Source organism: Bradyrhizobium sp. T-1 (genome assembly GCF_053592855.1).
Genome location: NZ_CM132115.1, coordinates 3,386,933 through 3,412,214, shown reverse-complemented (window position 1 = coordinate 3,412,214; position 25,282 = coordinate 3,386,933). Strand labels below are relative to the sequence as shown.

Annotated in this window: 24 protein-coding genes; 12 read left to right on the top strand and 12 right to left on the bottom strand. The window is 62.4% G+C overall.

Translation table 11 applies throughout. From position 1 onward, the window contains the following. Nucleotides 1-606: 606 nt before the first annotated feature. From ACWAT4_RS16280 to ACWAT4_RS16260, 5 genes are all read left to right on the top strand, one after another. Entirely contained in the window at nucleotides 607-1,710 is a 1,104-nt protein-coding gene (locus ACWAT4_RS16280) for a tyrosine-type recombinase/integrase (RefSeq protein WP_449730918.1), read from the top strand. Nucleotides 1,711-1,795: 85 nt separating this feature from the next. Next, nucleotides 1,796-2,494: a hypothetical protein gene (locus ACWAT4_RS16275; protein WP_449730917.1), complete on the top strand. Its 699-nt coding sequence runs from the start codon at nucleotides 1,796-1,798 to the stop codon at nucleotides 2,492-2,494. Between the two features lie 208 nt (nucleotides 2,495-2,702). After that, nucleotides 2,703-2,933, top strand: coding sequence for a hypothetical protein (locus ACWAT4_RS16270; RefSeq protein ID WP_449730916.1), 231 nt, complete (start codon nucleotides 2,703-2,705; stop codon nucleotides 2,931-2,933). A 70-nt stretch (nucleotides 2,934-3,003) separates the two neighbouring features. Continuing rightward, nucleotides 3,004-3,681: an MT-A70 family methyltransferase gene (locus ACWAT4_RS16265; protein ID WP_449730915.1), complete on the top strand. Its 678-nt coding sequence runs from the start codon at nucleotides 3,004-3,006 to the stop codon at nucleotides 3,679-3,681. Beyond that, the gene (locus tag ACWAT4_RS16260; RefSeq protein ID WP_449730914.1) at nucleotides 3,678-6,578 is read left to right on the top strand and encodes an AIPR family protein; all 2,901 of its coding nucleotides are present in this window, start codon (nucleotides 3,678-3,680) and stop codon (nucleotides 6,576-6,578) included. Before ACWAT4_RS16265 ends, ACWAT4_RS16260 begins: the two co-directional genes overlap by 4 nt. A gap of 1 nt (nucleotide 6,579) precedes the next feature. On the opposite strand, the gene ACWAT4_RS16255 is transcribed toward ACWAT4_RS16260, so the two are convergent. Both ACWAT4_RS16255 and ACWAT4_RS16250 read right to left on the bottom strand, forming a co-directional pair. After that, entirely contained in the window at nucleotides 6,580-7,146 is a 567-nt protein-coding gene (locus ACWAT4_RS16255) for a hypothetical protein (protein WP_449730913.1), read from the bottom strand. Nucleotides 7,147-7,600: 454 nt separating this feature from the next. Beyond that, a complete protein-coding gene (locus tag ACWAT4_RS16250; protein ID WP_449730912.1) occupies nucleotides 7,601-8,488 on the bottom strand; it encodes a LysR family transcriptional regulator in 888 nt (295 codons plus the stop codon). Nucleotides 8,489-8,593: 105 nt separating this feature from the next. On the opposite strand from ACWAT4_RS16250, the gene ACWAT4_RS16245 reads away from it, so the two are divergent. Beyond that, nucleotides 8,594-9,586 (top strand): zinc-dependent alcohol dehydrogenase family protein, encoded by a 993-nt coding sequence (locus tag ACWAT4_RS16245; RefSeq protein WP_249154240.1) that lies wholly within the window; start codon nucleotides 8,594-8,596, stop codon nucleotides 9,584-9,586. Nucleotides 9,587-9,600: 14 nt separating this feature from the next. Here the strand turns inward: ACWAT4_RS16245 and ACWAT4_RS16240 are convergent, their stop codons facing one another. Together ACWAT4_RS16240 and ACWAT4_RS16235 are read right to left on the bottom strand one after the other, a co-directional pair. After that, a complete protein-coding gene (locus ACWAT4_RS16240) occupies nucleotides 9,601-9,795 on the bottom strand; it encodes a hypothetical protein (RefSeq protein WP_025037121.1) in 195 nt (64 codons plus the stop codon). A gap of 303 nt (nucleotides 9,796-10,098) precedes the next feature. Beyond that, on the bottom strand, nucleotides 10,099-11,082 hold the full coding sequence (locus tag ACWAT4_RS16235; RefSeq protein ID WP_449730911.1) for an aldo/keto reductase: 984 nt from the start codon (nucleotides 11,080-11,082) through the stop codon (nucleotides 10,099-10,101). A 103-nt stretch (nucleotides 11,083-11,185) separates the two neighbouring features. Here ACWAT4_RS16235 and ACWAT4_RS16230 point away from each other — a divergent pair, with 103 nt between their 5' ends. Further along, complete coding sequence (locus tag ACWAT4_RS16230; protein WP_212425173.1) at nucleotides 11,186-12,079, top strand: LysR family transcriptional regulator; 894 nt, start codon at nucleotides 11,186-11,188, stop codon at nucleotides 12,077-12,079. A gap of 3 nt (nucleotides 12,080-12,082) precedes the next feature. Here the strand turns inward: ACWAT4_RS16230 and ACWAT4_RS16225 are convergent, their stop codons facing one another. Continuing rightward, nucleotides 12,083-13,156, bottom strand: coding sequence for a hypothetical protein (locus tag ACWAT4_RS16225; RefSeq protein WP_212425174.1), 1,074 nt, complete (start codon nucleotides 13,154-13,156; stop codon nucleotides 12,083-12,085). A 245-nt stretch (nucleotides 13,157-13,401) separates the two neighbouring features. On the opposite strand from ACWAT4_RS16225, the gene ACWAT4_RS16220 reads away from it, so the two are divergent. Next, entirely contained in the window at nucleotides 13,402-14,430 is a 1,029-nt protein-coding gene (locus tag ACWAT4_RS16220) for a patatin-like phospholipase family protein (RefSeq protein ID WP_212425175.1), read from the top strand. Between the two features lie 21 nt (nucleotides 14,431-14,451). Here ACWAT4_RS16220 and ACWAT4_RS16215 read toward each other — a convergent pair whose 3' ends face one another. Together ACWAT4_RS16215 and ACWAT4_RS16210 are read right to left on the bottom strand one after the other, a co-directional pair. After that, nucleotides 14,452-14,880 (bottom strand): CBS domain-containing protein, encoded by a 429-nt coding sequence (locus ACWAT4_RS16215; RefSeq protein WP_212301692.1) that lies wholly within the window; start codon nucleotides 14,878-14,880, stop codon nucleotides 14,452-14,454. A 188-nt stretch (nucleotides 14,881-15,068) separates the two neighbouring features. Then, the gene (locus tag ACWAT4_RS16210) at nucleotides 15,069-15,878 is read right to left on the bottom strand and encodes a rhomboid family intramembrane serine protease (RefSeq protein ID WP_212301693.1); all 810 of its coding nucleotides are present in this window, start codon (nucleotides 15,876-15,878) and stop codon (nucleotides 15,069-15,071) included. 533 nt (nucleotides 15,879-16,411) lie between these two features. Between ACWAT4_RS16210 and ACWAT4_RS16205 the strand changes: the two genes are divergently transcribed. Together ACWAT4_RS16205 and ACWAT4_RS16200 are read left to right on the top strand one after the other, a co-directional pair. Continuing rightward, nucleotides 16,412-16,966: a PAS domain-containing protein gene (locus ACWAT4_RS16205; protein ID WP_212301695.1), complete on the top strand. Its 555-nt coding sequence runs from the start codon at nucleotides 16,412-16,414 to the stop codon at nucleotides 16,964-16,966. A gap of 223 nt (nucleotides 16,967-17,189) precedes the next feature. Then, nucleotides 17,190-17,978 carry a Crp/Fnr family transcriptional regulator gene (locus ACWAT4_RS16200; RefSeq protein WP_449731218.1) on the top strand — a complete coding sequence of 263 codons (789 nt, stop codon included), beginning with the start codon at nucleotides 17,190-17,192 and terminating at the stop codon, nucleotides 17,976-17,978. Between the two features lie 265 nt (nucleotides 17,979-18,243). On the opposite strand, the gene ACWAT4_RS16195 is transcribed toward ACWAT4_RS16200, so the two are convergent. Together ACWAT4_RS16195 and ACWAT4_RS16190 are read right to left on the bottom strand one after the other, a co-directional pair. After that, the gene (locus ACWAT4_RS16195; protein ID WP_449730910.1) at nucleotides 18,244-18,729 is read right to left on the bottom strand and encodes a phasin; all 486 of its coding nucleotides are present in this window, start codon (nucleotides 18,727-18,729) and stop codon (nucleotides 18,244-18,246) included. 353 nt (nucleotides 18,730-19,082) lie between these two features. Further along, a complete protein-coding gene (locus ACWAT4_RS16190; protein WP_212444309.1) occupies nucleotides 19,083-19,472 on the bottom strand; it encodes a COG4315 family predicted lipoprotein in 390 nt (129 codons plus the stop codon). A gap of 143 nt (nucleotides 19,473-19,615) precedes the next feature. Here ACWAT4_RS16190 and ACWAT4_RS16185 point away from each other — a divergent pair, with 143 nt between their 5' ends. Beyond that, nucleotides 19,616-20,140, top strand: a complete 525-nt coding sequence (locus ACWAT4_RS16185) for a GNAT family N-acetyltransferase (RefSeq protein ID WP_449730909.1) — start codon at nucleotides 19,616-19,618, stop codon at nucleotides 20,138-20,140. On the opposite strand, the gene ACWAT4_RS16180 is transcribed toward ACWAT4_RS16185, so the two are convergent. Together ACWAT4_RS16180 and ACWAT4_RS16175 are read right to left on the bottom strand one after the other, a co-directional pair. Further along, nucleotides 20,137-21,876, bottom strand: coding sequence for a serine hydrolase (locus ACWAT4_RS16180; RefSeq protein WP_212301702.1), 1,740 nt, complete (start codon nucleotides 21,874-21,876; stop codon nucleotides 20,137-20,139). The genes ACWAT4_RS16185 and ACWAT4_RS16180 overlap by 4 nt on opposite strands. Before the next feature lie 88 nt (nucleotides 21,877-21,964). Further along, on the bottom strand, nucleotides 21,965-23,986 hold the full coding sequence (locus ACWAT4_RS16175) for a DEAD/DEAH box helicase (protein WP_449730908.1): 2,022 nt from the start codon (nucleotides 23,984-23,986) through the stop codon (nucleotides 21,965-21,967). 290 nt (nucleotides 23,987-24,276) lie between these two features. On the opposite strand from ACWAT4_RS16175, the gene ACWAT4_RS16170 reads away from it, so the two are divergent. Further along, nucleotides 24,277-24,630: a cupin domain-containing protein gene (locus ACWAT4_RS16170; RefSeq protein ID WP_449730907.1), complete on the top strand. Its 354-nt coding sequence runs from the start codon at nucleotides 24,277-24,279 to the stop codon at nucleotides 24,628-24,630. A gap of 11 nt (nucleotides 24,631-24,641) precedes the next feature. Here ACWAT4_RS16170 and ACWAT4_RS16165 read toward each other — a convergent pair whose 3' ends face one another. Continuing rightward, nucleotides 24,642-25,154, bottom strand: a complete 513-nt coding sequence (locus ACWAT4_RS16165; RefSeq protein WP_449730906.1) for a hypothetical protein — start codon at nucleotides 25,152-25,154, stop codon at nucleotides 24,642-24,644. Nucleotides 25,155-25,282: the final 128 nt, after the last annotated feature.

Here is a 25,282-nt window from a genome sequence, read left to right as displayed (position 1 = left end):
GAACGCTTCTGCACACAGCTGCAGTCTTTCCGCGGAAACAGTCCGGATTGCTTCGTCGCAAGAGCTCCTCGCAATGACGGAGCAAGTGGCGCCAAAATGCTTCTGCGGCTTGTATCATCATCGCAGACACACCTTCGCATCCTCGCGGCGCTTTTCGTCCGAGTCTTGCTTCGTCGTCTTGCCCTCGAATTGAACGAGGGCGCAGGGAAGGCCGGGAGCCGACTGGCACCCGCGGTCCACTGTGCGAAGGTTGCGCTACAAGAGGCTGCACAGCGGCATACAGGTGAAGCCGGAGACATCCCGGCCTTCCCTGCGCAGGGGAAAATAAATATCCGCATGGCCTCGTAGAGAACCATATGGAATGTCCATCTCATTGATTTAACAAAACTTCTTGCCATATGATGCCACGCAACTTCCTCCGCATTCCCACCCACCATTGGGACAAAAACGGGGACACTCATGGCACGCAAGGTTCGTCACAGCGCCCTCGAAAGCCGCAGCGCACGCTTGAAATTGCCGGTTCATCGGAAGCCCTATCCTGGCCCCTCGCTCGCGCGTGGCGTGTCACTGCTCTACCGGCGCAATCGCACGAATGGCGCCTGGGTCGTGAAGGCCAGCGATGGTCACGGTTCGTATTGGACCAAGCGGATCGCCGATGCGGATGACTTCGACGAGGCCAACGGCAAAGATATTCTGACGTTCTTTCAAGCGCAGGACACTGCGAAACAACTCGCGCGCGGCGATGGTGTTGGCGCGGGCGCTGCTGCGATCACAGTCGATGGAGCGCTGAACGACTACAAGCGCGATCTCGAAGCGCGCAGCGCGAATCCTTACAACGCTGACAGCCCGCGCGTGCACTTGACTGCGGCACTGCTCGCGAAGCCAGTGCAGCTCCTCACTGCTCCCGAGTTGCGCAGATGGCGGGATGGTCTGCTCGGCAAGATCAAGCCCGCCACCATTAATCGCGTTGCTCGCTGCTTGTGCGCGGCGCTGGAACAGGCAAGGCAACACGACGAGCGAATTCAAAATCGGCAAGCATGGGAAGTCGGCCTCGCCAGCCTGCCGGATGCGCAGGAAGCCCGCAACGTGATCCTCTCGGACGATGAAGTCCGAGACTTTGTCGCTCGTGCCTATGCACTCGACGGCAAGCTCGGATTACTGACCGAAACACTGGCGGTAACCGGAGCGCGGCCAAGCCAAGCCGTTCGTTTGCGTGTCGCCGATCTGGATGCTCATCCGGTCCGGCCGAAGCTCTCAATGCCAAAATCAGCCAAGGGCGGCGGTCGCAATCGCGCCAAGAAGAAAGTCGAGCGCTATAGCGTACCAATCACGCCGCAGCTCGCGACTAGGCTGAAAGAGGCGGCGAAAGGTCGCGAGGCCGGCGCACCGCTGCTGTTGCAGAGCGATGGCACGCCCTGGGGCGACAATCCCGGCCAGACCTATCATCGCCAGATCGACAAGATCGTCACCGCGATCGGGCTCGACCCTTCCGTGGTGACGGTGTACGCGTTGAGACACAGCTCGATTGTCAGGATGTTGTTGAAGAACATCCCGATCAGGCTGGTCGCGTCGCTGCACAACACCAGCGTCGCAATGATCGAACGGACCTATTCGAAGTACATCACCGAGCACGGCGACGACATCTCTCGCAAGGCGCTGCTCCAGAATGAGCCGGCAAGCGGTGACAATGTCGTTGTGCTGGTGAGTTGATCGGGGGACGCCCTCGCGCATTTGGTTCTGGCAAACACCATCGCCCGGCGGCATGTTATGAACGCCGCTGCATGGGATTCCGTTCATGACATTCACTGCTCTCACCGAAGCGCAACGGAACGCGATTCAGTCAACTCAGAACTGGCCTGACCACACCGATTGGCTAAGCGAGATTGAGCAGGTTGGGCGGCATTTTTCCGAGGCTAGGGCCGAGAGGGAGGCGTGGCTCAAGTCATTGCGGGAACCACCGGCGGAGGAGCGGGCAAAGGTTGAAGGGTTGCTGCGACTAACGCGCGAGCTGCGAAGGGCGTGGGCCGATAGCAGCCTCGACGAGACCGATCTTCCGGATCTCGGTCTCAAGTTGCGGCAACAGCGAGCTGAGGCGTGGCTCCATTACTACGATATTTGGGTTACGCCATTCGCTGGCAAAAGCGATCCCATGCAAAAGCAGCTCGAATGGGAATTGATGTCGATATGGGTCGAGGCAGGCGGAAGGTTGGACTATTCGAGGAAGCAAGAAAAAAAGCCTTCCAGTGAGACGCGTGGATATCGTCGCGCGGGTCGGCACGCGCCCACCGAAGACAGGGTGGCTGATAATCCTTCGGCGGACCGCCCAGGCACCCCCTATGGGCAGTTGATCAATTTCCTCACGATCGCCCTAGAGGCCATTCTCGGAAAGAAGTATCAGCCATCCGGAATCGCCAAAATGATCGACGCTCACCGTCCCGAAATCGCGAACGCGCGGGGGATGACCAGGCGGCGGCGCGGCGGACGATTCGCTTAACTCGATCGCGCTGCGTGCGGATAGAGCCGCCAGACGCCTTCGACCGCAGCGGCTCACGGTCAGCGTAAGTGCATGAATTCGCGCCGGGATTTGGTTACTTCCCCTATCAATGTTTGAATGAGGATTGAACGTAGCACGCCACGGATGGTGCCGACGAAGGTCTCTTGCTTCCTCCAAGCAACCACACGCAGTAGGAGCAGAGAAACTTATGGCCCGCCGTGAAACCACCGGCCGCAAGATCGCATCAGCCGACACAACTGACGAAGCTGATGCATTCACAGTGAATGAGTTTTGCGCACGTCACCGCTTCTCGGTGCAGCTGTTCTACAAGAACCGCAAACAGATGCCCCGCACGTTCAACGTGGGCACTCGCGTCTTGATCAGCAAGGAAGCCGCGACTGCTTGGCGCCGCAACCGCGACCGCGCGCAGCAGCGCTGAGCAGTGGCCTAGGCGCAGAAAAGACGGCCCGCCAGCCGCCCTCTCAACCCTCATTCTAGGAATACATCTGATGTTTCTCAGCAACACCAGTGCGTCCGCGAGCGTGCAAGCCGGGGGCGATTTCTCTGAACCGGAAACAGCGGCATCGTTCTTCGCTCCCTTGCCGATGCGCAGCTACGATCTGATTGTTGCCGATCCACCGTGGCCGTTCAAAACCTGGAGTGCGGCGGGTCAAGGCAAGTCGGCCTCGAAGCAATACCGTACCATGACGCTCGCCGAGATCATGGCGCTGCCCGTTCGCGACCTGTTGCGAGATGATGCTGTCGTGTACCTCTGGGCGACCGGCGCCATGCGCGAACATGCGCATGCTGTCATGGCGGCGTGGGGGATCACCTACAAGACCGAACTCGTCTGGCGCAAGGTCACGCGCAACGGCAAGATCCGCTGGGGCACAGGGTTCTGGGCGCGCAGCATGCACGAGCCGCTCTTGCTGGGCACGTTCGGCAAGCCCGAGAAGTTCGCCCTGCCGTCCTGTTTCGACGGCATCGCACGCGAGCACAGCCGTAAGCCGGACGAGTTCTATCGGATGGTTGCCGAGAAGACGCCGGGTTTGCGCCGCGCCGATGTGTTTGCGCGTCAGCAGCGTGAAGGCTGGGACTGCTGGGGTGACGAGGTCGGGAAGTTTTCGTCGGTCCCCAGCGGCACGATCCTGATTCCTGACAGTAAGCGTTTCGGGGCGCAGCCGTGAACGCGCACGATCCCACTTCGCCGATTGGCGAGCCCGTGGGCGCAGATGGCGCCGACGTGCCGCAGATCACGATCGTCACCAAGCGCGACCTACCTTCACTGATGTCGAAGCGGATTGGTCTCGACGCCAGTGGCAAGCTCCAGAGTGACGGCTCGGAGTGTCGGATGACGAGCGGCACGGCCGCCCGCGAGTTCGTGGAAAGCGCCAGCGCACTTGCGTTGATCATTGCGGGCTGCCGTTCCGATCAAGCGATCACCCTCGGTGCGCTGAAGCCGGAGTTCGCGGACTCTGTTGCGGTGACGATCCCGAGCAAACTCGCCAATCATCCCGGAGCCATCACGCGGTCCCGAAGCTGCATCGACTATCAGCCGAGAGTTCCCGCTTGGTGTCTGATCGACTTCGACTCCAAGGGAATGCCGAACGAAGTTCGCGAGCGGATCGAGGCCGCTGGCGGCATGTGGAACGCGCTGTTGACGGTGGCGCCGCAACTCGCGAAGGCAGCGCGGGTTAGTCGCGCGAGCACCACCGCCGGACTTTTTCGAGTTGACACCAAGGAGCTGGTCGCCGGCTCCAACGGCATGCATCACTATGTGCTTGTTCGAGATGGTAGCGACATTGAGCGGTTCCTGAAAGATCTGCATGAGCGCTGCTGGCTGCACGGCTTGGGGTGGCATCTGATCGGCGGTGCGGGGCAACTGCTCGACCGTTCCATTGTCGATCGCATGGTCGGCTACGGCGAACGCCTCTGCTTCGAGGGCGCTCCGGTCATTGCCGCGCCTCTGGCTCAGGATCAGGCCAAGCGGGCGCCCGAATCCATCGAAGGGGAGCCGATCGACTCCTCTCTCGCCGTACCCAGGCTCACCCAATACGAGCGTCAGCGCGTCACCGGAGCAAAGGCCGCCAGTGCGAAAGCGCAGGGGAAGGCGGCGACGGAGATTCGCACCAAGCACGACGAGGAGCTTGCCAAGAAAATCTCGGCCAAGTCCGGCACGTCCATTGCGACCGCCCGTCGCCTCGTCGAGTCACGGCACCACGGCGTGCTCTATTCCGAAGTCGAGCTGCAATTCGATCATCTGGATGAACTCGTGACGGTCGGGGCCGTGATGGCCGACCCGGACCACTATGTCGGCGAAACGCTCGCCGATCCCTTGGAGGGCATCGACTACGGCCGCTGCAAGGCCAAGGTGATACGCGGTGGTGACGGTGACCTGTTCGTTCATTCATTTGCCCATGGCCGCAGTATCTATCGGCTGCGCCACGACCTGAAATCGGCGAAGGAAGCGCTTGAGAAAATCGAGGGCGGCAGCGTTGACGACGCAATGGCGATCTTGGCGCAAGCCGAGCTGGAGGACGACGAGGAAGATCAGTTCGCCAAGCTCGTGTCCAAGAAGACCGGGTCGAGCATTGGATCCGTTCGGGTTCGGATCAAGAAGAAGCGCGAGGAACGCTGGGCCAAGAATTATAAGCTCCTAAGCGACCGAACCTATTTAGGTCAGCGCAAAACTACCAATCCCAAGTTGGAGGAGTTGGCGAGTGAGTTCGAGTATTGGCTCAAGCAGCGCTACCTGATCCACTTCATCTTCATCAGCTCAGGGGAGTCATCAGACAAAACCAATGCATTGGTCGACAAGTTCACAAGGGACAACCAAAATAAAAACGTCAAATTCGACGTTTGGGACATCACCGGTCTGAGGGATGAATTTGTTTCGGTAAAAAGCATCGAGGAAAAATATCCGGACACAATCATCCTAACCCTCGCCGAAAAACACTTCATGCAACCGGAAGGCAAGCTCCATAACCTGACGTTCGCGATTCGCGGTAACGCTCTCAAGCAAATCGCGATGGACCACAAGGATAGTCTTTTCAATTGGAATATCCGGCGTTTCTTAGGACGCAAAGGTGAGGTCAACACTGGCCTCAACACGACGCTCGCCGAAGCGCCAGAGAATTTCTATTATTTCAACAATGGCATATCCGCGCTCTGCGAAGACTTTGAGTTCAATCCCAAGACCGGCAAACTGGTCATTCAAAAATTACAGATCGTGAACGGTGCGCAGACAGTTGGTGCGCTTAAGCACGCGCTTGTCGATAAGCTGAAAGAAACTCTGGTTCTCGTAAAACTAACAGCTGTAAGGCACGCGACCCGAGAGAAGGGCATAGCCGCTTCCCTGATCAAGACCAACAATACGCAAAACACTCTTCGCGTGCCGGACTTCCGTTCAAACGACCCAATCCAATTGTGGCTCGAATCAAAATTCAAGGCGACAAAACCACGAGGGGATCTAAATCAAATCGCATATGGGAGAAAGCGTCCCTATCCGCGCGCAAATTCGACAACGTCGGTGCTTAAACTTCAAGACCTCGGCAAAATAAGATATGCTTGGTATCATGATCCTCGTATTCCAATTTCGGATCCGGCCAAGCTGTTTCAGCTTCAAGAAGAGAACGGCCTGTATGGCTACTCGTTCGGCGTAGACGGCGAGACCACTGAGATGTGGTCAGACGAGCAGTTCAAGGAGACGCTATTAGCGATCCATGCGTATGACAAGATAGTTGCTGAACTAGAGAAGTTACAAAAGTCGAGCGAAGATCTCAAACAGGTTAGCCGACTAAAATACTACGGCTTGAAACTGTTTAAATTCTACGTTGACCAAATGCTCCCATCGACACCGAACGTAACGATGGAGGACCTCTATGCGTTCGGAGCGAAGTTCAATTCCTTTTTCGAGAAAGCAAATCGCATTATAGGGCTCACGCTTTCGCAGTCGTACAAGGAGATCTTAACCCGCGAAGAAGGCACTGCTTTCTCGCTCCCCCGCGATGCTAAGGTGTGGGAACTGGTGAAACGAAAATTCGACGACAACCTCGCTGTCTTTCGACTCGCTCAGCAGCAGTGACTCATTTGCAGCTAATCTCTAGCTCGTCATTGTCACGCGGCATATCGTCCTTGTCGTTCGCCTTGGTGTTGAGAAATTTCATGTTGACCCGAGGCGGGATAGCAAAATCGACATCGAGATAGGCCGTGCCCATCTTCATCGTGCTCTGAATGCGCTTTGCTGTTGCAGCGCTGCTGATGAGAGCGGACACCAACACGCCGCTGCTCGTTGCTTTCGCCGCAATGGCGTTCACCTTGGTTAGATCCGTTCCGCCCATAGACTTCAGCCGAAGCCGGGCCTTGGGCGGCAGGCCCCACGTCACTTTGAACACCGACACCTCGTAACCCATCTGTTCGAGGATCGGCAGCGCGTCGCCGACTTGCTGCGTGAAGGTGTTAAACTCCGACATCATCTTGCCGGTGGCGTCGGAAAAATCCGGCAAGGAAAGGTCCGGCATCGACGGCAACGAGACGGATGGCATCGACGGCATCGCGGGCATCATGTCGCGCGCTGATTTGGTGATGCTATCGATCCGGCTCGACGGCGCGTCCTCCGCAACAGCAACGTCCATGGTCGCGAGCATCATCACGAAGATGATCCGAACCGCCTTCATTTGCCCCCCTGTCTGCCGGCCTTTTGTTGTGGTTCCGTCAGCCTTTTTTGCATCTTACGCGGGTTGTCGCGACCGCCGCCAGCTATCACCGCGATCCACAGGGCTTGATAGGCATTCATATAATTTTCTCGCGGCCGGTCCGTCACCGGATCGCGACACAAATGTGGACACAATGGCCCAAGTACATTGATATATTGAGGTTTTTCGGATCTGGGTACTCCCTGCGCAGTGGTTTGACGGCTTATGTCGCGCTCTCCCCGGGGCCCTGCGAAGCCCTTCGCGCCGATGTGGCCCACGTCCACCGCCGTCCGGCCCGCGTTCGTGACGATCGCGATACGCCCCTCGTCCTTGGGCGGGGTTGCGCAACCCATACGCCATTTCCGAATTTCGGCAAAGTGGAATATTTTCGATGGCGGGCGTTGCCCGAGACCTAGCGTGTTTTGCCCGTCGAGCAACGCAAGGTCTCGTAGTCCGCCAACCTTTCGATCACCAGATCCAGCAACGCGCGCAGCCGCGCCAGCCGCCGGAGATCGCGGTGATAGCCAACATACGTGTCGCGGCCGGGTGGTGTCACGCCGACGTCCAGTGCCACCAGGCGGCGATCGCGGTCGCCGAGCGGACGCGGCAGCACGGCGAGCCCGCCGCCGCCGGCGCAAAGCTCGGCCTGCGCCTGGCGATTGTTGCTGCGCGAGGCGATCTCCGCCTTCGGCAGCATACGCTTCAGCCAGACGGCGTCGGGCATGTCGGAAAATTCCGCGTTCATGGTCACGACGCGGACGCCGCTGCCGTCACCGGCCCGCGGCGGCTTGCTGCCCTTCTTGCCGTAGAGCGCGTAGGGAATGTGGAGTAGTTTTCTGGAAATGACTTCGGGCTCGTCGAACGGCTTGATGCGAAAGACCAGATCAGCCTCGCGACGCGGCAAGCTGTAGAGCCGCGCATCGGTCAGGAGCTCGACGATGACCTTCGGATGGCGCTTGCCGAAGGCGGCGATCACCGGCGACAGCATCACCGTGCCGAACCAGTCCGACGACGACAGGCGCAAATTGCCTTCGAGCTGCATCTCGGCTCCCGTCGCGTGCCGCTGAAGCGCGAGCGCCTGCTCCTCGATCCGCTCGGCATGCGCAAATGCAGCCGTGCCTTCGTCGGTGAGGACAAAACCGTCGGCCGTGCGCTGGAATAGCGTCTGCCCGAGCGCCAGTTCGAGCGCGCGCAGCCGCCGCCCCATCGTCGGCTGGGTCTGGCCGATCTTGCGTGCGGCAGCTCCAAGCGTGCCCTCGCGCGCAATCGCCAGGAAGATGCGCAAATCGCTCCACTCCATCGGAATCCCCGTCCATTCAAAAATGCACGAATATCGTACATCCTTGTTCCTTCCCATGCAAAAAATCATGGTCATATTGGAGGGCGACAACGGAGCAAGACGATCATGACAAAGCAAGCGACGATGCGCGCAAGCGTCCTGGAAACCCACAACGCGCCGCTGCGGCTCTCGACCATCTCCATGCCGGAGATCGGTCCGCGCGAGGTGCTGGTCCACGTGCGCGCGAGCGGAGTGAATCCGCTCGACACCAAGATCCACGCCGGCACTGCCGCGCATGCGCGCCATCCACTGCCCGCGATCCCTGGGATCGACCTTGCCGGCGTGGTCGAGCAAACCGGGCGCGAAGTCTCGCGCTTCAAGGCGGGCGACGAAGTCTACGGCATGACCGGCGGCGTCGGTGGGGTTCAGGGTTCGCTCGCCGAATTCGCCGCAGTCGATGCCGACCTGCTGGCGTTGAAGCCTGCCAATCTCAGCATGCGCGAGGCAGCCGCCCTGCCCCTGATCTTCATCACGGCCTGGGAAGGCCTGATCGACCGCGCAGCGTTGAAGGAAGGCCAGAAGGTATTGATCCATGGCGGCGCGGGCGGCGTCGGTCATGTCGCGATCCAGATCGCGCGCGCGATCGGTGCAGACGTGTTCGCGACCGGCTCGCTGGCACAGCGCGCGACGATCGAACGCTTTGGCGCGACCTTCATCGATCGCGACACCGCCGTTGAGGCTTACGTCGCCGATCACACCGGCGGCCGCGGCTTCGACGTCGTCTATGACACCGTCGGCGGCAAGGTGCTCGATCTATCCTTTGCGGCGGTGCGGCGTTTCGGTCATGTCGTGAGCGCGCTCGGCTGGGGCACGCATGCGCTGGCGCCGCTATCGTTCCGGGCCGCTACCTATTCCGGCGTGTTCACGCTGCTGCCGCTGCTCTCGGGCGAAGGCCGCGCGCATCACGGGGAGATCATGGCGGAAGCCACGCGGCTCGCCGAGGCCGGCAAGCTCCTGCCGCTGCTCGATGCGAGGCGCTTCACGATGGAGAGCGTCGGCGAGGCCTATGCGCTGATCAGGGCTCACGCCGCCAAGGGCAAGCTGGTGGTCGATATTTGAAAGCGCAGGCGCCGCTAATCCTCGCTCGACGCCGCTGAGCGGTTGCGCAAGTAGGCCTGCGACAACAGGAAGAACAGCGCGCGCTCGCCCTGGTATTTGGCGGACGGCCGCGTGCGCTCGAAGCCGTCGGCAAATATCTTGCCGGACTGGTCGCAGACCTGCCACCGCCAACCGAACCGTTTGCGCCTGGTGAGGATCACTTCGAACATGCCGACGCGCTTGGTCCCTGCTCCTTGCCGGTCGCGCGAGCCCACCAAGGCTGCGCCGGCCTCCCCCATTGGACGGATGCCCGACATATAACGCAGCAGGACGGAAAGCGAATGAAATTGATTATCGGAAATACGTATCTTGCACCGGTAATGACGAAGTCGCAGCCAGATGGAATAAGCCGATGCCGCCGGTGTTTTTGGTCGCTCCGCGGCGCAGCGTGGTAGCGCTGGCACCGGTATTCAAGTCAAAACACAAGACAAATGTCCGGTAAGCAATCGCTCACCGGACATTCACAACAAATGTTAGCGGCCGACCCGCGCCTGGAGGTGCGCAGGATAACGCTCGCCTTGCACCGCGACCCTGGCCAGCACCTCTGCAATGGCCGCAAGATCGGCTTGTGACAGCGCCACCGCAGCTGCGCCGAGATTTTCCTCGAGCCGGTGCAGCTTGGTGGTGCCGGGAATCGGCACGATCCAAGGCTTTTGCGCGAGCAGCCAGGCCAGCGCGATCTGCGCCGGCGTCACTTTCCGCGCTGCAGCGATCTCGCCGAGCAGATCGACCAGCGCCTGATTGGCCTTGCGTGCGCTGGATGAGAAGCGCGGTACGATGTTGCGGAAATCGCTGCTGTCGAACGTCGTGCTCTCGCTGATCGCGCCGGTCAGAAAGCCCTTGCCGAGCGGGCTGAAGGGCACAAAGCCGATGCCGAGCTCCTCCAGTGTCGGCAGGATCTCCTGCTCCGGCTCGCGCCACCACAACGAATATTCGCTTTGCAATGCGGTGACGGGCTGCACTGCGTGGGCGCGACGGATGCTCGAGGCGCTCGCTTCCGACATGCCGAAATGCAGCACCTTGCCTTCGCGGATCAGGTCCCGGACCGCGCCCGCGGTCTCCTCAATCGGCACTGAGGGATCGACGCGATGCTGATAGAACAAGTCGATGCGGTCGGTCTTCAACCGCTTCAACGCGGCCTCGGCCACCGCCTTGACATTGGCGGGCCGGCTGTCGAGCCCGGCCTCGACCTTGCCGTCCCTGAAGCCGAACTTGGTGGCGATCACCACCTTGTCGCGGAACGGCGTGAGCGCCTCACCCACCAGCTCCTCGTTGACGAAGGGGCCATAAGCCTCGGCGGTGTCGAACAGGGTCACGCCGCGTTCGAACGCGGCCCTGATCACCGCAATCGCCTGCGACGTCTCGGTCGCGGGGCCGTAGCCATAGCTCAATCCCATGCAGCCGAGGCCGAGGGCCGAGACCTCAAGACCGCTCTTGCCCAGTTTGCGCGTCTGCATCGCAGCTCTCCTTTGAAGATCATGTTCGGCAACGAATTTAGGCCGCGCGGCCATCTACGATTAGGTGATAAAATCGGCACGTACTCATGATCAGGACTCATGAATGGCCCGCACCAACACCAATGACCTGCTCGCCTTTCTCGCCGTCGCGCGCGAGCGCAGCTTTACCCGCGCCGCCGCACAGCTCGGCGTGTCGCAATCGGCATTGAGCCACACCGTGCGCGGCCTGGAGGAACGGCTGGGCTTGAGGCTCCTCACCCGCACCACCCGCAGCGTCGCGCCGACTGAGGCCGGCGAGCGGTTGCTGCACCATGTCGGGCCGCGCTTCGACGAGATCGACGCCGAGCTGGCGGCGCTGACGGAGCTGCGCGCGACGCCGGCCGGCACGGTCCGCATCACCACGGGCGAGCACGCGGCGCAGACGATCCTTTGGCCGGCGCTCGCAAAGCTCTTGCCGCGCTACCCCGATATCAAGGTCGAGCTCGTCGTCGATTACGGTCTCACCGACATCGTCACAGAACGCTACGACGCCGGCGTCCGTCTCGGCGAGCAGGTCGCCAAGGACATGATCGCGGTGCGGATCGGGCCGGAGATGCGGATGGCCGTGGTCGGCGCGCCCGCTTATTTCGCCACGCAGGCCAAGCCGAAGCAGCCACAGGATCTCACCGAGCACAATTGCATCAACCTGCGCCTGCCGACCTATGGCGGGATCTATGCCTGGGAGTTCGAGAAGCGCGGCCGAACGATGAAGGTGCGTGTCGACGGGCAATTGGTGTTCAACACCGGGCTGCTCAGGATGAATGCCGTGCTGGCTGGCCTTGGCCTCGCCTACATCCCCGAAGATCTCGTCAAGCGCGAGATCGCCGACGGCCGGCTGATCCGCGTGCTCGCCGATTGGTGCGCACCGTTCGCCGGCTATCACCTCTATTATCCGAGCCGGCGACAGCCGACCCCAGCATTCGCGGTGCTGGTGGAGGCGTTGCGGTATCGGAAGTGAGGATCAGCGCGCGACGACTTCGACTTCGCCGTCGACGCCGTTGACGACGTTGAAGCCGCGCTCGTAGACCTTGCCCTCGTTCTTGGCGATGGCGCGGTATTCGCCTTCGGAGAGCACGACACGCGGGAAGGCGCCGATGGATTCCTTGATGACGTCGCCGCCCGGCGTCAGCACCGACCAGGCGGTGTTGGCGAGCGCCTCGCCACCCTTGTCGCTGACGAGCTTGAGCGTGATCACGGCGGCGCGGTGGGTGATGGTGACGTCGGTGAGCTTGCCGGCCTGGACGCGGATGTCCGAGCGCACCACCGAATTGGCGTCGCCATAATTGGAGATGATGTAGTAGGTGCCCTCCGGCAGCAGCACGACGTCGCCGGCGGCAACGTTGGGCACCAGCGAGGCACGTTCGCCGGATTCGAACTGGCTGCCCTTGTAGATCGCGAACGAGATCTGGTTCTGCGGGATGCGGCTGGTGCCGACGCGGCCCTCGATACGCAGGCCGCCGGCCGGAAGCACGAAGGACTCGCGGTCGGTCTCGGCCTTCAGGCTGACGGTGCGCACCGCGCTGACGAGGCCGAAAGCGACGTGCACGACGTAATTGCCCGGCGGCAGCACGATGTTGGGCGTGGCATTGCGGTCCTCGCGGATCAGCTTGAAGGTGCCGTTCTCGTCGGGCCGATCGGCAAACACGCGCCACACCAGGCCGCTGGTGATTGGAGGCGTGTCCTTGCCGTATTTGGCGGTCAGCGACAGCACGGCCTGACCGGGCGCAGCCGCATTGAGAGGTGCGGCCGGCGGCACGGTCGTCACCGCGGGCGGCGGCATGCTCGGCGTATTCGGCTGCGTCAGGGTTGGCGGCAGGCTTGGCGGACCGGCACCCGGACCTGAGGGCGGCGCCAGGCTGACGGCGTTTCCGGGGTCGGGCACGGACGCCGGGGGCACCGGCGGCGGGCGATCGGAAAAGAGCTGCGCCTGAGCGGTATTTTGGCCTAGGGCCATGAGGCAAACGGCAAGGACAAGCGCCGGCAGCAGCCTGCCGCCGCGCCGCCATCCAATGATGCCGTCACCCCCGAAAGTCATGCCCCCTGCTTTTCACCGAAAACGCGGCAAATTCAAGCCTCTGAAACCCCAAGAAATACGGCCCCGAGGCGGTTCTTTGGAACCCGGTTGACGCCTGCGTGATTCCATCGGAGGCAACCGGACCTCGCCACATTCCTGCCCCCTGCGTCCCGAACGCTATAAACCAAGCTTTGCTCTCTTTCTGGCGAAGCGGAAGCACGGTGCCTACTCTGGAGTGAGGACTGGCCCGGAGTAGGAGAGTTTCGGTGCTGGATATCTTGAAAGGTCGGAGCGTGAACGGTGCGAATGGCGAAAAGGTCGGCCTCGGCAGTATCCGCCGGCCCATCCTCGGCCTCGCGCTCGGCGGCGGCGCGGCGCGCGGCTTTGCCCATATCGGTATCATGAGAACGCTGCTGGCCAACGGCATCGTGCCCGATGTCGTGGTCGGCACCTCGATCGGTGCCGCGGTCGGCGGCACCTTTGCGGCCGACCGGCTCGACACGCTGGAGGACTGGGCACGCAGCCTGCAAGGCGTGCGCAACATCCTCAGTTATCTCGACATCCGTCTCGATGGCTCGGGCCTGATCGGCGGCGAGAAGCTCGCAAGCCGGCTCGAGAACGCGGTCGGCCAGATCATGATCGAAGACCTGCCGATGAAGTATGCCTCGGTCGCGACCGAGGTCCGCACCGGCCACGAGATCTGGCTGACGCGCGGCCGCCTGGTCGAGGCGATGCGCGCCTCCTATGCGCTGCCCGGCATCTTTTCGCCCGTGATGATCGGCGACCGCTGGCTGGTCGACGGCGCGCTGGTGAACCCGGTGCCGGTATCGGCTGCGCGGGCGCTCGGCGCCGAAATCGTCATCGCGGTCAACCTCTCTACCGACGTCTTCACACATTCGACGACAATCCACGCGCACGGCGCGATACCTTCGCCGGTCGCGCCCGTGACCGAGGAGACGCCGGCCAAGCGGCGCTTTCCGCGCTTCTTCTCGCCGGAGAAGACCGTCAAGCGCGAGTTCTTCGGCACCGCCAGCCGTCCCGGCATCTCCTCGGTGATGGTGGATGCCTTCAACATCATGCAGGACCGCATCACCCGCGCGCGGCTAGCGGGCGATCCGCCGGACCTCCTGATCACGCCGCGGGTCGGCCAGTTCGGCTGGTTCGATTTCCATCGTGCCGAGGAGCTGATCGCACACGGCGCGCGCGCCGCCGAACGCGCGCTGGAGTCGATCCAGGAGACCATCGACGTGCTGGCGCCGGCGCCCGCCGGCACCGCGCCCAAAGCGGTCGAGTAAGCTCAGCGCTTGAGCGCGAGCTCAGGCCGTCTTGATGTAGTCGCGCAGGGCTTCCTGCTCCGACTCATATTCCTGGACGCGGCGCTTGACGATGTCGCCGATCGAGATCAGCCCGACCACCTTGCTGTTCTCCAGCACGGGCAAGTGGCGGAACTTGCCGGTGGTCATCATCTCCATGAGCTCGGCGACCGTGTCGGTCTCCTTGCAGGTCACGACCTTGCGGGTCATGACCTGGCTCACCGGCTCGTCCAGGACGCCGGCACCGCGCTCACCGAGCACGCGCACGATGTCGCGCTCGGACAGGATGCCCTCGAGCCGGCTCTGGTTCATCACCAGCACCGCGCCGATCTTCTTCTCGGCCAGCAGCTTGACTGCGGCGACCAGCTTCGCGTCGGGCTCGACGCTCATGATCTGGTGGCCCTTGGTGTTGAGAATGGAACGTACCGTCATTGTTGCCTCCCTGAATCGGATCCGTCCGCCTTGCGCGGTCCGGACTTGTTCGCGAGTCTTCAACTAACAGTTTGGGCGCCGGTTTCACGTTCAGGCGCTTTGCGAAGCGCAGCCTCTATGGGCTTGCTGCTTCGGAACATTCTTCGCCGAAATGATGGATGAATTCGGGCCGCGCCGCAAGCGCCGCCTCAAATACCGTTTGAAATGTCCTGTGATGACGCATCCGCAGCATCATCGTTTCGCACGCGCGGCACGGGATCGAACAATGCGAACAGCAACAGCCCTGCGAAGAAGCCGCCGATATGGGCCTGCCAGGCGACGCTCGCGCTGTTGCCCTCGACGCCGATCGCGCCAACACCGAAGATGATGTTAAGGACGAACCATACGCCCAGGAAGCCGACGATCCGCCCGTCGCGCAGCGCCTGCAGCAGCGGCAGCGCCGGAACCTTGGCGGCGGTATCGGCGTCCGAACGGCTGAACGACAGGAAGCTGCCGCGCACGAAGGCGAAGCGGATCGCCGCCGCCATCGCGCCAGACACCGAGGCCGAGGCGCCAATCATCGGCACCACCGCATGCTCGTGGGTCACCAGATGGGCGAGCGCACCGGCGGCCGCCGTCACCGCCAGGAACACGAAAAAGCGCCAAGCGCCGAAGCGGCGCGCCAGGGCGCTGCCGAACGGCAGCATCCACAGCACGTTGAAGGCGAGATGGGTGAGATTGGCGTGCAGCAGCGAATAGGTGACGAAGCTCCAGACCTTGGCCCCGGCACCGCCCGCGAACTGCAAATTGACCAGCGAGGAATCGTAGCGCTTCGGGATGAAGCCGAAGACGTCGATGGTCCAGTTCTCCAGCTCCGGCGGCAGCAGCACCCGCAGATGGATCAGCGCCAGCAGGGCGACGTAGGCCGTCAGCGGCAACGGCAGCGTCAGAATCGGCTCGTGCGGAGCCTTATCGACGACGACCGGCTGGTCCGGGGGTGGTGGTGGCGGGGAATCCAAGGCGGTTTCGCTTTCAGGCGCAATCGAAGCAAGAGCTTGGAGATAGTCGCGTTTGCCAGCCTTGCGCAAGTGCACAAAAGGAAAAGGCAGGGCCCTGGGAAAGCCCTGCCTGTCCGTGTCGATCTTCCTGACCCCTAAAGCGCATTACCGCGCTTCAGGTTGTTGTTTGAGCATGATCTTGCCGGAAAACCGCTAAGCACTTTTCCGGATCATGCCGCGGAGGAACAAGGAGCATCCCCACCCCTCCCCGCGGCCAGTGACCAAACTGTTTGACGCCTGCGTAAAGGCCCCGCCGAGAACCTGGAAAAAGCGGCGAGGCTTGCGACCGCAATCACCATAGCAGCCGCGACGCGGCGCGAAAGCGCATAGTTAATTTAACGTTAACAACGTAAAGGCAGCGGGAATGACGCCGAAAACGCGCCCGCGGCATGGACGCTGCAATTCCCCTCCTGCACAACAACACAGGGATCTCAGGTGCACTGAAGCGGGACAGGTTTGTCCCATGAGGTTGCGCCGAGGGGTGAGCGTCAATCATGAAGCATCCATCGAGCCGCGCGTTCTTCGCGTATTGGGACAAGAAGCGCGGCCATGCGCGAGCCCCTGACCGGGCCGATATCGACCCGGCCGCCGTGCGCGAGCTGTTGGGCGACATCTTCGTCCTGTCCTGCGAACCGAAGCTCGGCTTTCCGTTCCGCGTCGCCGGCACCCGCGTCTGTGCGCTCGCCGGCTGTGATCTCAAGGACCAGGGCTTTGCCGCGATGTTCGCGGAAGGCAGCCGCGGCGAGATCGAGGAGATCGCGACCGTGGTCGCCGACGAGACGTTAGGTGCCATCGCCGGTATCACTGCGCAGCGCGAGGACGGCAGCAAGGCCCATCTCGAGCTGCTGCTGCTACCGTTCAACGCCCGTCCGCACACGCCGGTGAGCGTGACCGGCGTGCTTGCGCCGTTCGACGACGAGTGTGGTGCGCTGGGCCCCTTCACCGTCACGTCCTGGCGCTATCTGCATCAACCGGAGAAGCTGCTGCCGCGCGCGATCCGCAAGCTGCAGATTGCACGCGGGCTGATGGTGTATGAGGGGCTCAGGTAGAGCAACGTTGGTGCCGTAGCGCCCAGCGTGTGCAAACGGCACCGGGCATCTCTGAATCGAAAGCGATCAGACACGCGGGCCGTCAGGGCTTGCGATCCATTAGCGGAACCTTACCTAATACGGTACGTTTGCCTGTTTGCCGGGCGAGTATCTGCACGGCAGCGCGGCTCGGCCGGATACGATGCGTTTCCTAGCCGCTTCCGTCGAGGGATGATTGCCCGTGATGGAGCACGCGACCAGAGTTGGCAATCGCCTGTTAGCTGCGTTACCGCCAGCCGACTTCGCTTTGCTTGCACCGCATTTGCGCAAGGTGCCGTTGCAGCACGACGCAGTCCTGGTTCGATCGGGTGACAGGATTGATCACCTCTACTTCCCCTGCAGCGGCGCAATCGCTTTCATCATGGAGCTGCCGAACGGACAGACGGCCGCAACCGCCGTGATCGGCAACGACGGCGCCGTCGGACTCATGACGGCGCTCGGCCCCCTCCGCTCACCAATGACGGCCGTCGTCCGCGTCGCCGGCACCGCGCTGCAAATCTCACCCGCGCGATTTCAAACGGCGCTCGAACGCAGCCCCGCCCTCAGAAGTCTGGTTCAGCTTCTCACCAGGGCGCTGATGACACAAATCCAGCACGTTGCTGCCTGCAATGCGCTGCACTCCGTCGAAGCCCGCTTGGCTCGCTGGCTGCTTCACATTCATGATCGGACGGACGGCGGTGACGTTCTGCCCTTGACACAAGAGACGCTGTCGGAATTGCTCGGCGTCCGGCGGACCACGGTCACGCACGTCGTGGGCGCACTTCGAACGTCAAGGGCCCTGAAATCCAGTCGGCGCGGCCAACTCGAGATCGACAGGCCGCGACTCGAGGTCGTCGCATGCGAGTGCTACAAGGTGATGAGCCGCAGGATCGATCGGATCGTTTCGCAGGACGCCTTGAGGCTCCTTCACGCCGCGCCGCCGCCGAACGTCTCCCTGCCCCCGGACGTCCCGTTCGCCAAGGCCGACTCGTAGACCCAGGCCTCTTTGGCGAACCACTCATGCGTCGCCGCACACATCCTGCAATAGGTCCGCGAAAAGAACACGGCACTGCATCGAAACCGTTCGCTATCCATCTCGATGCCCGTCGAAATGATCCTTCCCGTTTCCGGGCACTTGATCACCACCATACCCATCTTGATTCCTCCAGCTTGGCATCACCTCTCGGCGCCGCCATCGGCTGGACGGCGTCTCTTCTGGCGAAGACGCTCGTCCAGCCGATCCACGCGGCCGGTACCTTTCAAGAACTCCTATGCAGAACCCGGTCGAAGCTCTTCTTGATCGGTTCGGTCGTCTCGATCGCGGCCTGTTGGGCCAGGTCCCAAAGCTCCTGGTTCTGGACGGAAGCCGCTTCAAAGGTCTTGCGGCTGTGGGTGGTGGCGAGGTTCACGAGATCCGCAAACGATCTCGCATCTGCAAGCTGGGCGATGAAGTCCAGCGCCGAGGTGGTCCTGGTGTTGGATATTTCGACGACCTTGGTGCCGTACTCGGCGGCACGCTTGGCATTGGTCGAGCAGGCTTCGTAGAGAGCTCCGCTGATTTCCTCGGAAGTTGCCTTTATCTGCTCGAAATTTGCCCTAGCCCGCGCAGCGGCCGGCTCGGCGAGATTGCCGAACACCGTCTGGATGTTGAAGAAGGGTAAGTCGAATTGGAGCTTTGCGCTTCCGTTGGCCATTCCATTCAGCGGAGCCGCATTCGCTTCGGCTTTCACATTGGCATCACTCACGGGCTTTCATCCTTTCAAGCGAAACTAGATGATGGATTGAAGACTCCCCGACGCGTCCAGGTGCTTGCTACACCGGGACACCAGTGCTCCTACTTTCATATCGGTGGGATGCCGCTTGCGGATGTACCGCTCTCGCCCCCTGCCGAAGCCAACTATGGCCAACGAGGGTCGAATCTTCGGTTCGCTTTCGGACTCTTGGCTTGATTTAATTCGAATCATGCGACGAAGCAGCGCAGGTCGAATCCTTCCTCTCTAAAGTTGCTGCGATCGTATGCGCCAACTTGAGATGAGCGCCGGCGTTGGCGCCGGACATCGTCTGCATCAGCGATGCCCGGCCCCGTACTATCGATCCATTACGGCATCGCCAGATGCCAGGCGCCGTTCAGGAAACCATCGCCGGTGATGTCGCCGGGCTTGGTGTCCTTGGCGAAAGTGTACAGCGGTTTGCCCTTGTGGGCCCACTGCTTGGAGCCGTCGTCGCGTATGATGATGGTGTAGCCGTCGCCGGCAGCGTCGCTGGCCTCGGCCTTCAACGCCGGCCAGTTTGTCGCACACGGACCGTTGCAGGCCGACTTGCCGTCCATGTCCTTGTCGAAGGTGTAGAGCGACATGCCCTTGGCGTCGGTGAGCACATTGCCCTTGTCGGTCTTACCGGTCTTGGTCGGTGGCGCCGCGAAGGCGGCCGACGTGAGCGCGAGCGTTGCTGCGAGCGTGAGCGCGAGGCGGATCGGGGATGTCGTCATGGTGTCTCCTGTCATGCAATTGGCTTGCACGAGGTAGGACGCCGCATCGCGCGCACTATTCCTCGGACGCGAGCAAAGATATTTTTGGCTGCGTACGTCAGCGCGACGGAATAAATTGCGGTGGTTGATACGGAACATCCGAGATGAGCAAGCCGCATTGGCGCCGCGCGCACGCCACTGACCTCGCTGCGATCAGCACGATCGCAGCGCGGATTCATCCCGACCTCCCCGAGCGCCCGGACGTGTTCGCGGAGAAGATGCAGCTTTATCCGGACGGCTGTTGCGTGCTCACGGCAGGCGACGCGATCGCCGGCTACGGCCTCGCCCATCCCTGGATGCAATACCAGATCCCGCCGCTCGACGGCTTCCTCGACCGGTTGCCCGATGCTGCGGACTGTCTCTATGTGCACGATGTCGCCGTGCTGCCCGGCTTCCGCGGCGGCGTGGCGCGGGCTTATGTCGCAGAGATCGAACAACTCGCGCGATCATCCGGCATCCCGACGCTGGCACTGGTCTCGGTCTACGCCACACGCGTGCTGTGGGAGCGTCTCGGCTTCCACCCCGTGGCACCGGATGCGGGGCTGCGCGCCAGGCTCGCAACCTATGGCGCGAGTGCAACCTACATGTTGCGCGAGCTCGCTGACCAGGTCTCCGTAGACCGGCGCTAATCCGCCACGCGGTCAGCGATGAACGTGCCGTTTGGCTGATGAAAGACGATCTGATCGACACTCTCGCCTTCTCCGCGAAACTCGACGGCAAATCCGTCCAGCTCGACGATACGAAACCGCCGGCCCTGCTGCGGCTCCAGCCGATAGGCCGGCTGAAAATCCGACTTCAGGATCAGCCGCCCTTCACTGTCCAGCGTCACCCGATGGGTGATCGAACCGCTGCTGAAATGCCCGACACAGCGGGCGCGGAAGACAGGATCAAGGCAGTCTCCGGCGGCGCGCCGCTCGAAGACGACGTCCTTCACCATCGGCTCAAGCGGCACCGAGAGGTGCACGATGTTGCCGTCGCGGTCGGTCTGGAAGGTGATGGAAAGATTGTCGGGATGCAGCTTGTCGATGATCTCCGGCGTCACGAATGTCTCGAAATGCCGGTGCGACAGCGGCGCGCCCATTCCGCGCCACGACCAGTGCAGCACGCCGCCCTGCTCGCGGATCGATATCACGCCATAGGCGGGATGGGCGTAATCAGCGGCGTAGGCCGACAATGCGCGCGCGGGCTTCGTGTCCTTGTGGCGCGACTTCTCGCGCGCCTCCTTGTCGGCGGGGATGTGCGCAATGAAGTTGTCGCGCATCTTGCGAAAGCGCGCGAGCCAGTCGACCGGCTCGCGTCCGCGCAGCCGGTCGATGATGTGCCAGGAGAGGATCGGCGGGACCTCACTCGGGCTGCGGTTGGTCAGGACGGCAATGCCGATGCCCGCGTCCGGCACCAGCGTCATCAACGACCCCCACCCGTTCCATCCGCCGCTGTGCGAGACGATGCGATCGCCAAGATAGCTGTTCGACTGAAAACCCAATCCATAATGCGCCTGGCCGAACTCGGAAAACTCCGACTTGGCAACATGCGCCAGCGGTGCATGCAGCTGCTCGGCCAGCGCCGCCGGCAGCAGGCGTTCGCCGGCAAACTCGCCCTTGCCGAGATGCAGCAGCATCCAGTTGGCGAGGTCCGCCGCCGAGGTGTTGACGGCCCCGGCGGCCGTGGTGCGGATCGGCAGTCGCAGCGCCGGCAATCGCGTGTCGACGTTGATCATGTAAGGCTTCGCCGGCTCCAGCCCGGCTTCAAGCTCATCCAGCGAGAAACTGACGCTCATGCCGAGCTTGTTGGTCAGCCGCTCGCGGATGAAGGCTTCAAAGCTCTGCCCGCTCAATCGTTCGATCAGCAGACCAGCCGCGTTGTAGCAAAGATTGTTGTATTGCCAGGCGGCGCGGATATCTCGGCTGAGCTCGAGATGGCGCATCAAGGGCAGCATCTCGGCCGGCGAGAGATCTCCCGGCAGGTGAAGCCAATCGTGCCGCGGCAGCCCCGACTGATGGCTGAGCAGATCGCGAACGGTGACGCGTTCGGTCGCGACAGGATCGGAAAGGCGAAACTCCGGCAGATAGTCGCGGACCGGCTTGGTCCAGTCGAGCACGCCCTCGTTATGGAGCAGCGCGATTGCTGTGGCCGTGAATGATTTCGTGATCGAGCAGATCACGAAATGCGTCTGTGGCGTGACCGGCAGATCGGCTTCGACGTCGCGCTGCCCATAGCTACGGGTGAGCGCGACCTTGCCGTCCTGCACGATGGCAAGTGCGGCACCAGGCACTTTCCAGACCGCCATCGCATCCGCGGCCAGCCGGTCGATGTCGGGAATCAGCGATGCGAGCGAAGCGTCGGGACGTTCGGATGACGTATCCATGATACCTGCAGACCTTGCGAGGTGTGCAGGCTAGCGGCTTCAACGTCGAATGGAAACCCTGAGACAGGCCTGAAGCGATGCGCGGCCCTCAGCCGCGACGCTTCTTCTTGCCTTTTTTTCCCTGCGCGCCCGGCCATTCGGTGACCGACGGCGCAAATTTGGCGTCCCCGGACTTGCTTCCGAATTTCTTGTTTTTCTTCCCGAACGCCGGCTTGCCGAATTTGCCGCCGTCGTGAGGCTTCGCGTCAGGCTTGGCATAAGTCTTGGCGTGCGGCTTGCCCTGGTGCCTGGCTTCAGGCTTTCCCCGCGGCCTGTCGTGCTGCTTTGGCTCGTTCGCGTTCCAGGGATCGTCGCTGCGGCGGACAACATGATCGTCGTCAGCTTCCTCGCGCTGCGGAGCGCGTGAGCGCTTCTCTGCCGGCGCCTGCGCTTGCGGTGCACCCGTCATCGGCTCGATGCGGATGCTGTCTTCCTTGTCCGGACGCTTGACCTTGGCGGCGAAGGAGGCCGCGACGCGTTCGGAGATCTCGAACTCGGTGGTGGTGTCAGAGATCTTGATCGCACCGATGTCGCGCTTGTCGATGCCGCCGCGGCGGCAGATCATCGGCAGCAGCCAGCGCGCCTCCGCATTCTTGCGGCGCCCGATGGCGGCGCGGAACCAGACGGTGGGCTCCGCCATGACATGCTTTTTCCCCGATTTGACACGAGGCCTCTCGGACCGATCGTCGCCACGCGGCTTTCGATCGTCGCGCGGCGTGCGATCGTCGCGGTGACGATCGTCCCGCGGCCGGCTGCTTCGCTCGCCGGGATCGATGATGTCTTCCGGCGACGGCAGCCGCGCGCGGTAAAGTCGCGCGAGCGCTGCGGCGATATCCTCGGCGGACCGCTCGGCCAGCAGGGCCTTCGCCAGCTCCAGATCGTCGGCGGTCGTCTCCTCGGTGAACAACACGTCCTTCATGCGTTCATGATCGAGCTTGCGGATTTCATCCGCCTGCGGCGCCGTGCCCCAGACTGCGTCGGTACCGGAGAGATTGAGCAACAGCTCCGCACGACGCCGCCGGGCCGGCGGCACCAGGAGAACGCTTGTCCCCTTGCGGCCCGCGCGCCCGGTTCGGCCCGAACGATGCTGCATCACCTCAGGGTCGTTCGGCAGGTCGGCATGAATGACGAGGTCGAGGCTTGGGAGGTCGATGCCGCGGGCGGCAACGTCGGTCGCGACACAAACGCGGGCGCGTCCGTCCCGGAGCGACTGCAGCGCCAAAGTGCGCTCGTTCTGGGTCAACTCGCCCGACAGAGCGACCACCGAGAAACCGCGTTCCAGCAGCGCCGCCTGCAAATGCCTGACGGCATCGCGCGTGTTGCAGAACACCAACGCGCTCGGCGCCTCATAGAAGCGCAGCACATTGACGGCTGCATGCTCGACATCGCCGGGAGCGACCCGGATGGCGCGATACTCGATGTCGGCGTGACCGCCCTCGTCGCCGGCGACCTCGATTCGAAACGCGTCCTGCTGGTATTGCTTGGCGAGCGCCACGATGCCGCGCGGGAACGTGGCCGAGAACAGCAGCGTGCGCCGCGTCTCCGGCGTGGTCTCGAGGATGAACTCCATGTCCTCGCGAAAGCCGAGATTGAGCATCTCGTCGGCTTCGTCGAGAACGACGACCTTCAATTCCGAGATGTCGAGGCGGCCCCGCCGCAGATGATCGCACAGGCGGCCGGGCGTGCCGACGACGATGTGGGCACCCGCGGCCAGCTCGCGCTGCTCGCGGCGCGGGTCCATGCCACCGACGCAGGAGACGACGCGCGCCGCGGCATGCTCATAGAGCCAGGTGAGCTCGCGCTGGACCTGCAAGGCGAGCTCCCGGGTCGGCGCGACGATCAGGGCCAGGGGCGCTCCGGCCTGCGCGAACCGCTCGGCCCCATCGAGCAAATCCTTGGCCATGGCCAATCCGTAAGCGACGGTCTTGCCCGAGCCGGTTTGGGCCGACACCAGCAGGTCGCGGTCGACCGCCTTCTCGTCGAGCACGGCGAGCTGGACCGGGGTTGGTGAATCGTAATTGCGCTCAGCCAAGGCACGGGCGAGCGGCGGGGTCAGGGCCGGAAAGGACACGGGATGGAAAACCTTGGTTGGTCCGGGGGCGCGGAACGGAAAGAGCCGAGGGGCCTTGACGCTGCACTCACTGCAGAAGGCCCGGTCACACCCATGATGATTTGATTTGGACGCTCTTTACGACAGAAGCGGCCAAACCACCATGCCTTTGACGCATGGCATTGGCGACAGGGTGAACAGGTTTGGGACGCTCAACCAGGCGCTTTTGGGCCCGGAACGGCGGACTTTTGCTTACATTCGCCTGGATTGCGCGCGACTGGACGTACCCGAGAGCAGGATACAGGTGAAACATGGCCGACAGCATTTCCCTTGCCGACAAGCTTGCGACCTTTGAGGATTACTGGTCGCCGCGCACGATCACGACCTTCAACGATTGCGACGTGATGGTGGTGAAGGTGAAGGGAGAATTCACCTGGCACAAGCACGACGACACCGATGATTTCTTTCTCGTTCTGAAGGGCCGGCTGGACATCGAATTGCGGGACCGCACCGTGACGCTCGGACCGGGCGAGCTCTACGTGGTGCCCAAGGGTGTCGAGCATCGCCCCGTGGCCCTCGAGGAGGTTCATCTCATGCTGATCGAGCCGAGCGGTACGCCGAACACGGGCGACAAGACCACCGCCGCAGCGCGCAAGTTCGCATAGGGCACGCGGTTCTAGTCTCTTGACGCCACGAGCTTGCTGAAGCTCCCAGCGAGCCTTGTCCTGAGCCGCACGACATAGTCTTTCGCTGCGCGGCTCACGGCGCGGATGGCACGCCAGGCTTCGGTGGCCTGGAGCCAAGCCTTCATCTCGGAGAACCTCCGGTAGCACCACGCGAACGCCGGGATCCGCATCAGCTTGTCACGCGTCAGGTGGAACAGGCGCTCGACCAGCACGAGCTTGAGCAGTTCGCAGCCGATGAACGCCGCTACGCCGCTCAGGAACTGGCCGGTCGCGACGAGGTAAGCGGCCACCGGCTTGATCGGCTCCAGGATGATCACGGGCACGGAAAACAGCGCGAGCGACGGATATGGCGGCAGCGATTTGATCCAGGCGCGCAGCCGCTTGAATTCGAAATGCCGCGCCAGCCAGCGCGCGATCGGCCGCGCCACGGCCATGAACACCGCATCCACCAGGAAGTAGATGGCGGCCAGCACGTAGGTGATGGGTTTCAGGATTCGCTTCACGATTACCTCTCCCGCGAACTGAAAGCCGGAACCCGGGCCTAAGTTTCACCTCCGCATGGATCATTCGCGGATTCCTTGTGGAACTTTTAGGGCATTTGGTCCCGCCCGTCTCAGATCTCGGCATAGAT

What these genes read in the sequence shown, in the direction of transcription:
- ACWAT4_RS16275 (WP_449730917.1), top strand. Translation starts at nt 1,796, where the DNA reads ATGACATTCACTGCTCTCACCGAAGCGCAACGGAACGCGATTCAGTCA.
- ACWAT4_RS16270 (WP_449730916.1), top strand. Translation starts at nt 2,703, where the DNA reads ATGGCCCGCCGTGAAACCACCGGCCGCAAGATCGCATCAGCCGACACA.
- ACWAT4_RS16265 (WP_449730915.1), top strand. Translation starts at nt 3,004, where the DNA reads ATGTTTCTCAGCAACACCAGTGCGTCCGCGAGCGTGCAAGCCGGGGGC.
- ACWAT4_RS16250 (WP_449730912.1), bottom strand. Translation starts at nt 8,488, where the DNA reads ATGGAGTGGAGCGATTTGCGCATCTTCCTGGCGATTGCGCGCGAGGGC.
- ACWAT4_RS16245 (WP_249154240.1), top strand. Translation starts at nt 8,594, where the DNA reads ATGACAAAGCAAGCGACGATGCGCGCAAGCGTCCTGGAAACCCACAAC.
- ACWAT4_RS16240 (WP_025037121.1), bottom strand. Translation starts at nt 9,795, where the DNA reads ATGTTCGAAGTGATCCTCACCAGGCGCAAACGGTTCGGTTGGCGGTGG.
- ACWAT4_RS16235 (WP_449730911.1), bottom strand. Translation starts at nt 11,082, where the DNA reads ATGCAGACGCGCAAACTGGGCAAGAGCGGTCTTGAGGTCTCGGCCCTC.
- ACWAT4_RS16230 (WP_212425173.1), top strand. Translation starts at nt 11,186, where the DNA reads ATGGCCCGCACCAACACCAATGACCTGCTCGCCTTTCTCGCCGTCGCG.
- ACWAT4_RS16225 (WP_212425174.1), bottom strand. Translation starts at nt 13,156, where the DNA reads ATGACTTTCGGGGGTGACGGCATCATTGGATGGCGGCGCGGCGGCAGG.
- ACWAT4_RS16215 (WP_212301692.1), bottom strand. Translation starts at nt 14,880, where the DNA reads ATGACGGTACGTTCCATTCTCAACACCAAGGGCCACCAGATCATGAGC.
- ACWAT4_RS16205 (WP_212301695.1), top strand. Translation starts at nt 16,412, where the DNA reads ATGAAGCATCCATCGAGCCGCGCGTTCTTCGCGTATTGGGACAAGAAG.
- ACWAT4_RS16200 (WP_449731218.1), top strand. Translation starts at nt 17,190, where the DNA reads ATGGAGCACGCGACCAGAGTTGGCAATCGCCTGTTAGCTGCGTTACCG.
- ACWAT4_RS16190 (WP_212444309.1), bottom strand. Translation starts at nt 19,472, where the DNA reads ATGACGACATCCCCGATCCGCCTCGCGCTCACGCTCGCAGCAACGCTC.
- ACWAT4_RS16185 (WP_449730909.1), top strand. Translation starts at nt 19,616, where the DNA reads ATGAGCAAGCCGCATTGGCGCCGCGCGCACGCCACTGACCTCGCTGCG.
- ACWAT4_RS16180 (WP_212301702.1), bottom strand. Translation starts at nt 21,876, where the DNA reads ATGGATACGTCATCCGAACGTCCCGACGCTTCGCTCGCATCGCTGATT.
- ACWAT4_RS16170 (WP_449730907.1), top strand. Translation starts at nt 24,277, where the DNA reads ATGGCCGACAGCATTTCCCTTGCCGACAAGCTTGCGACCTTTGAGGAT.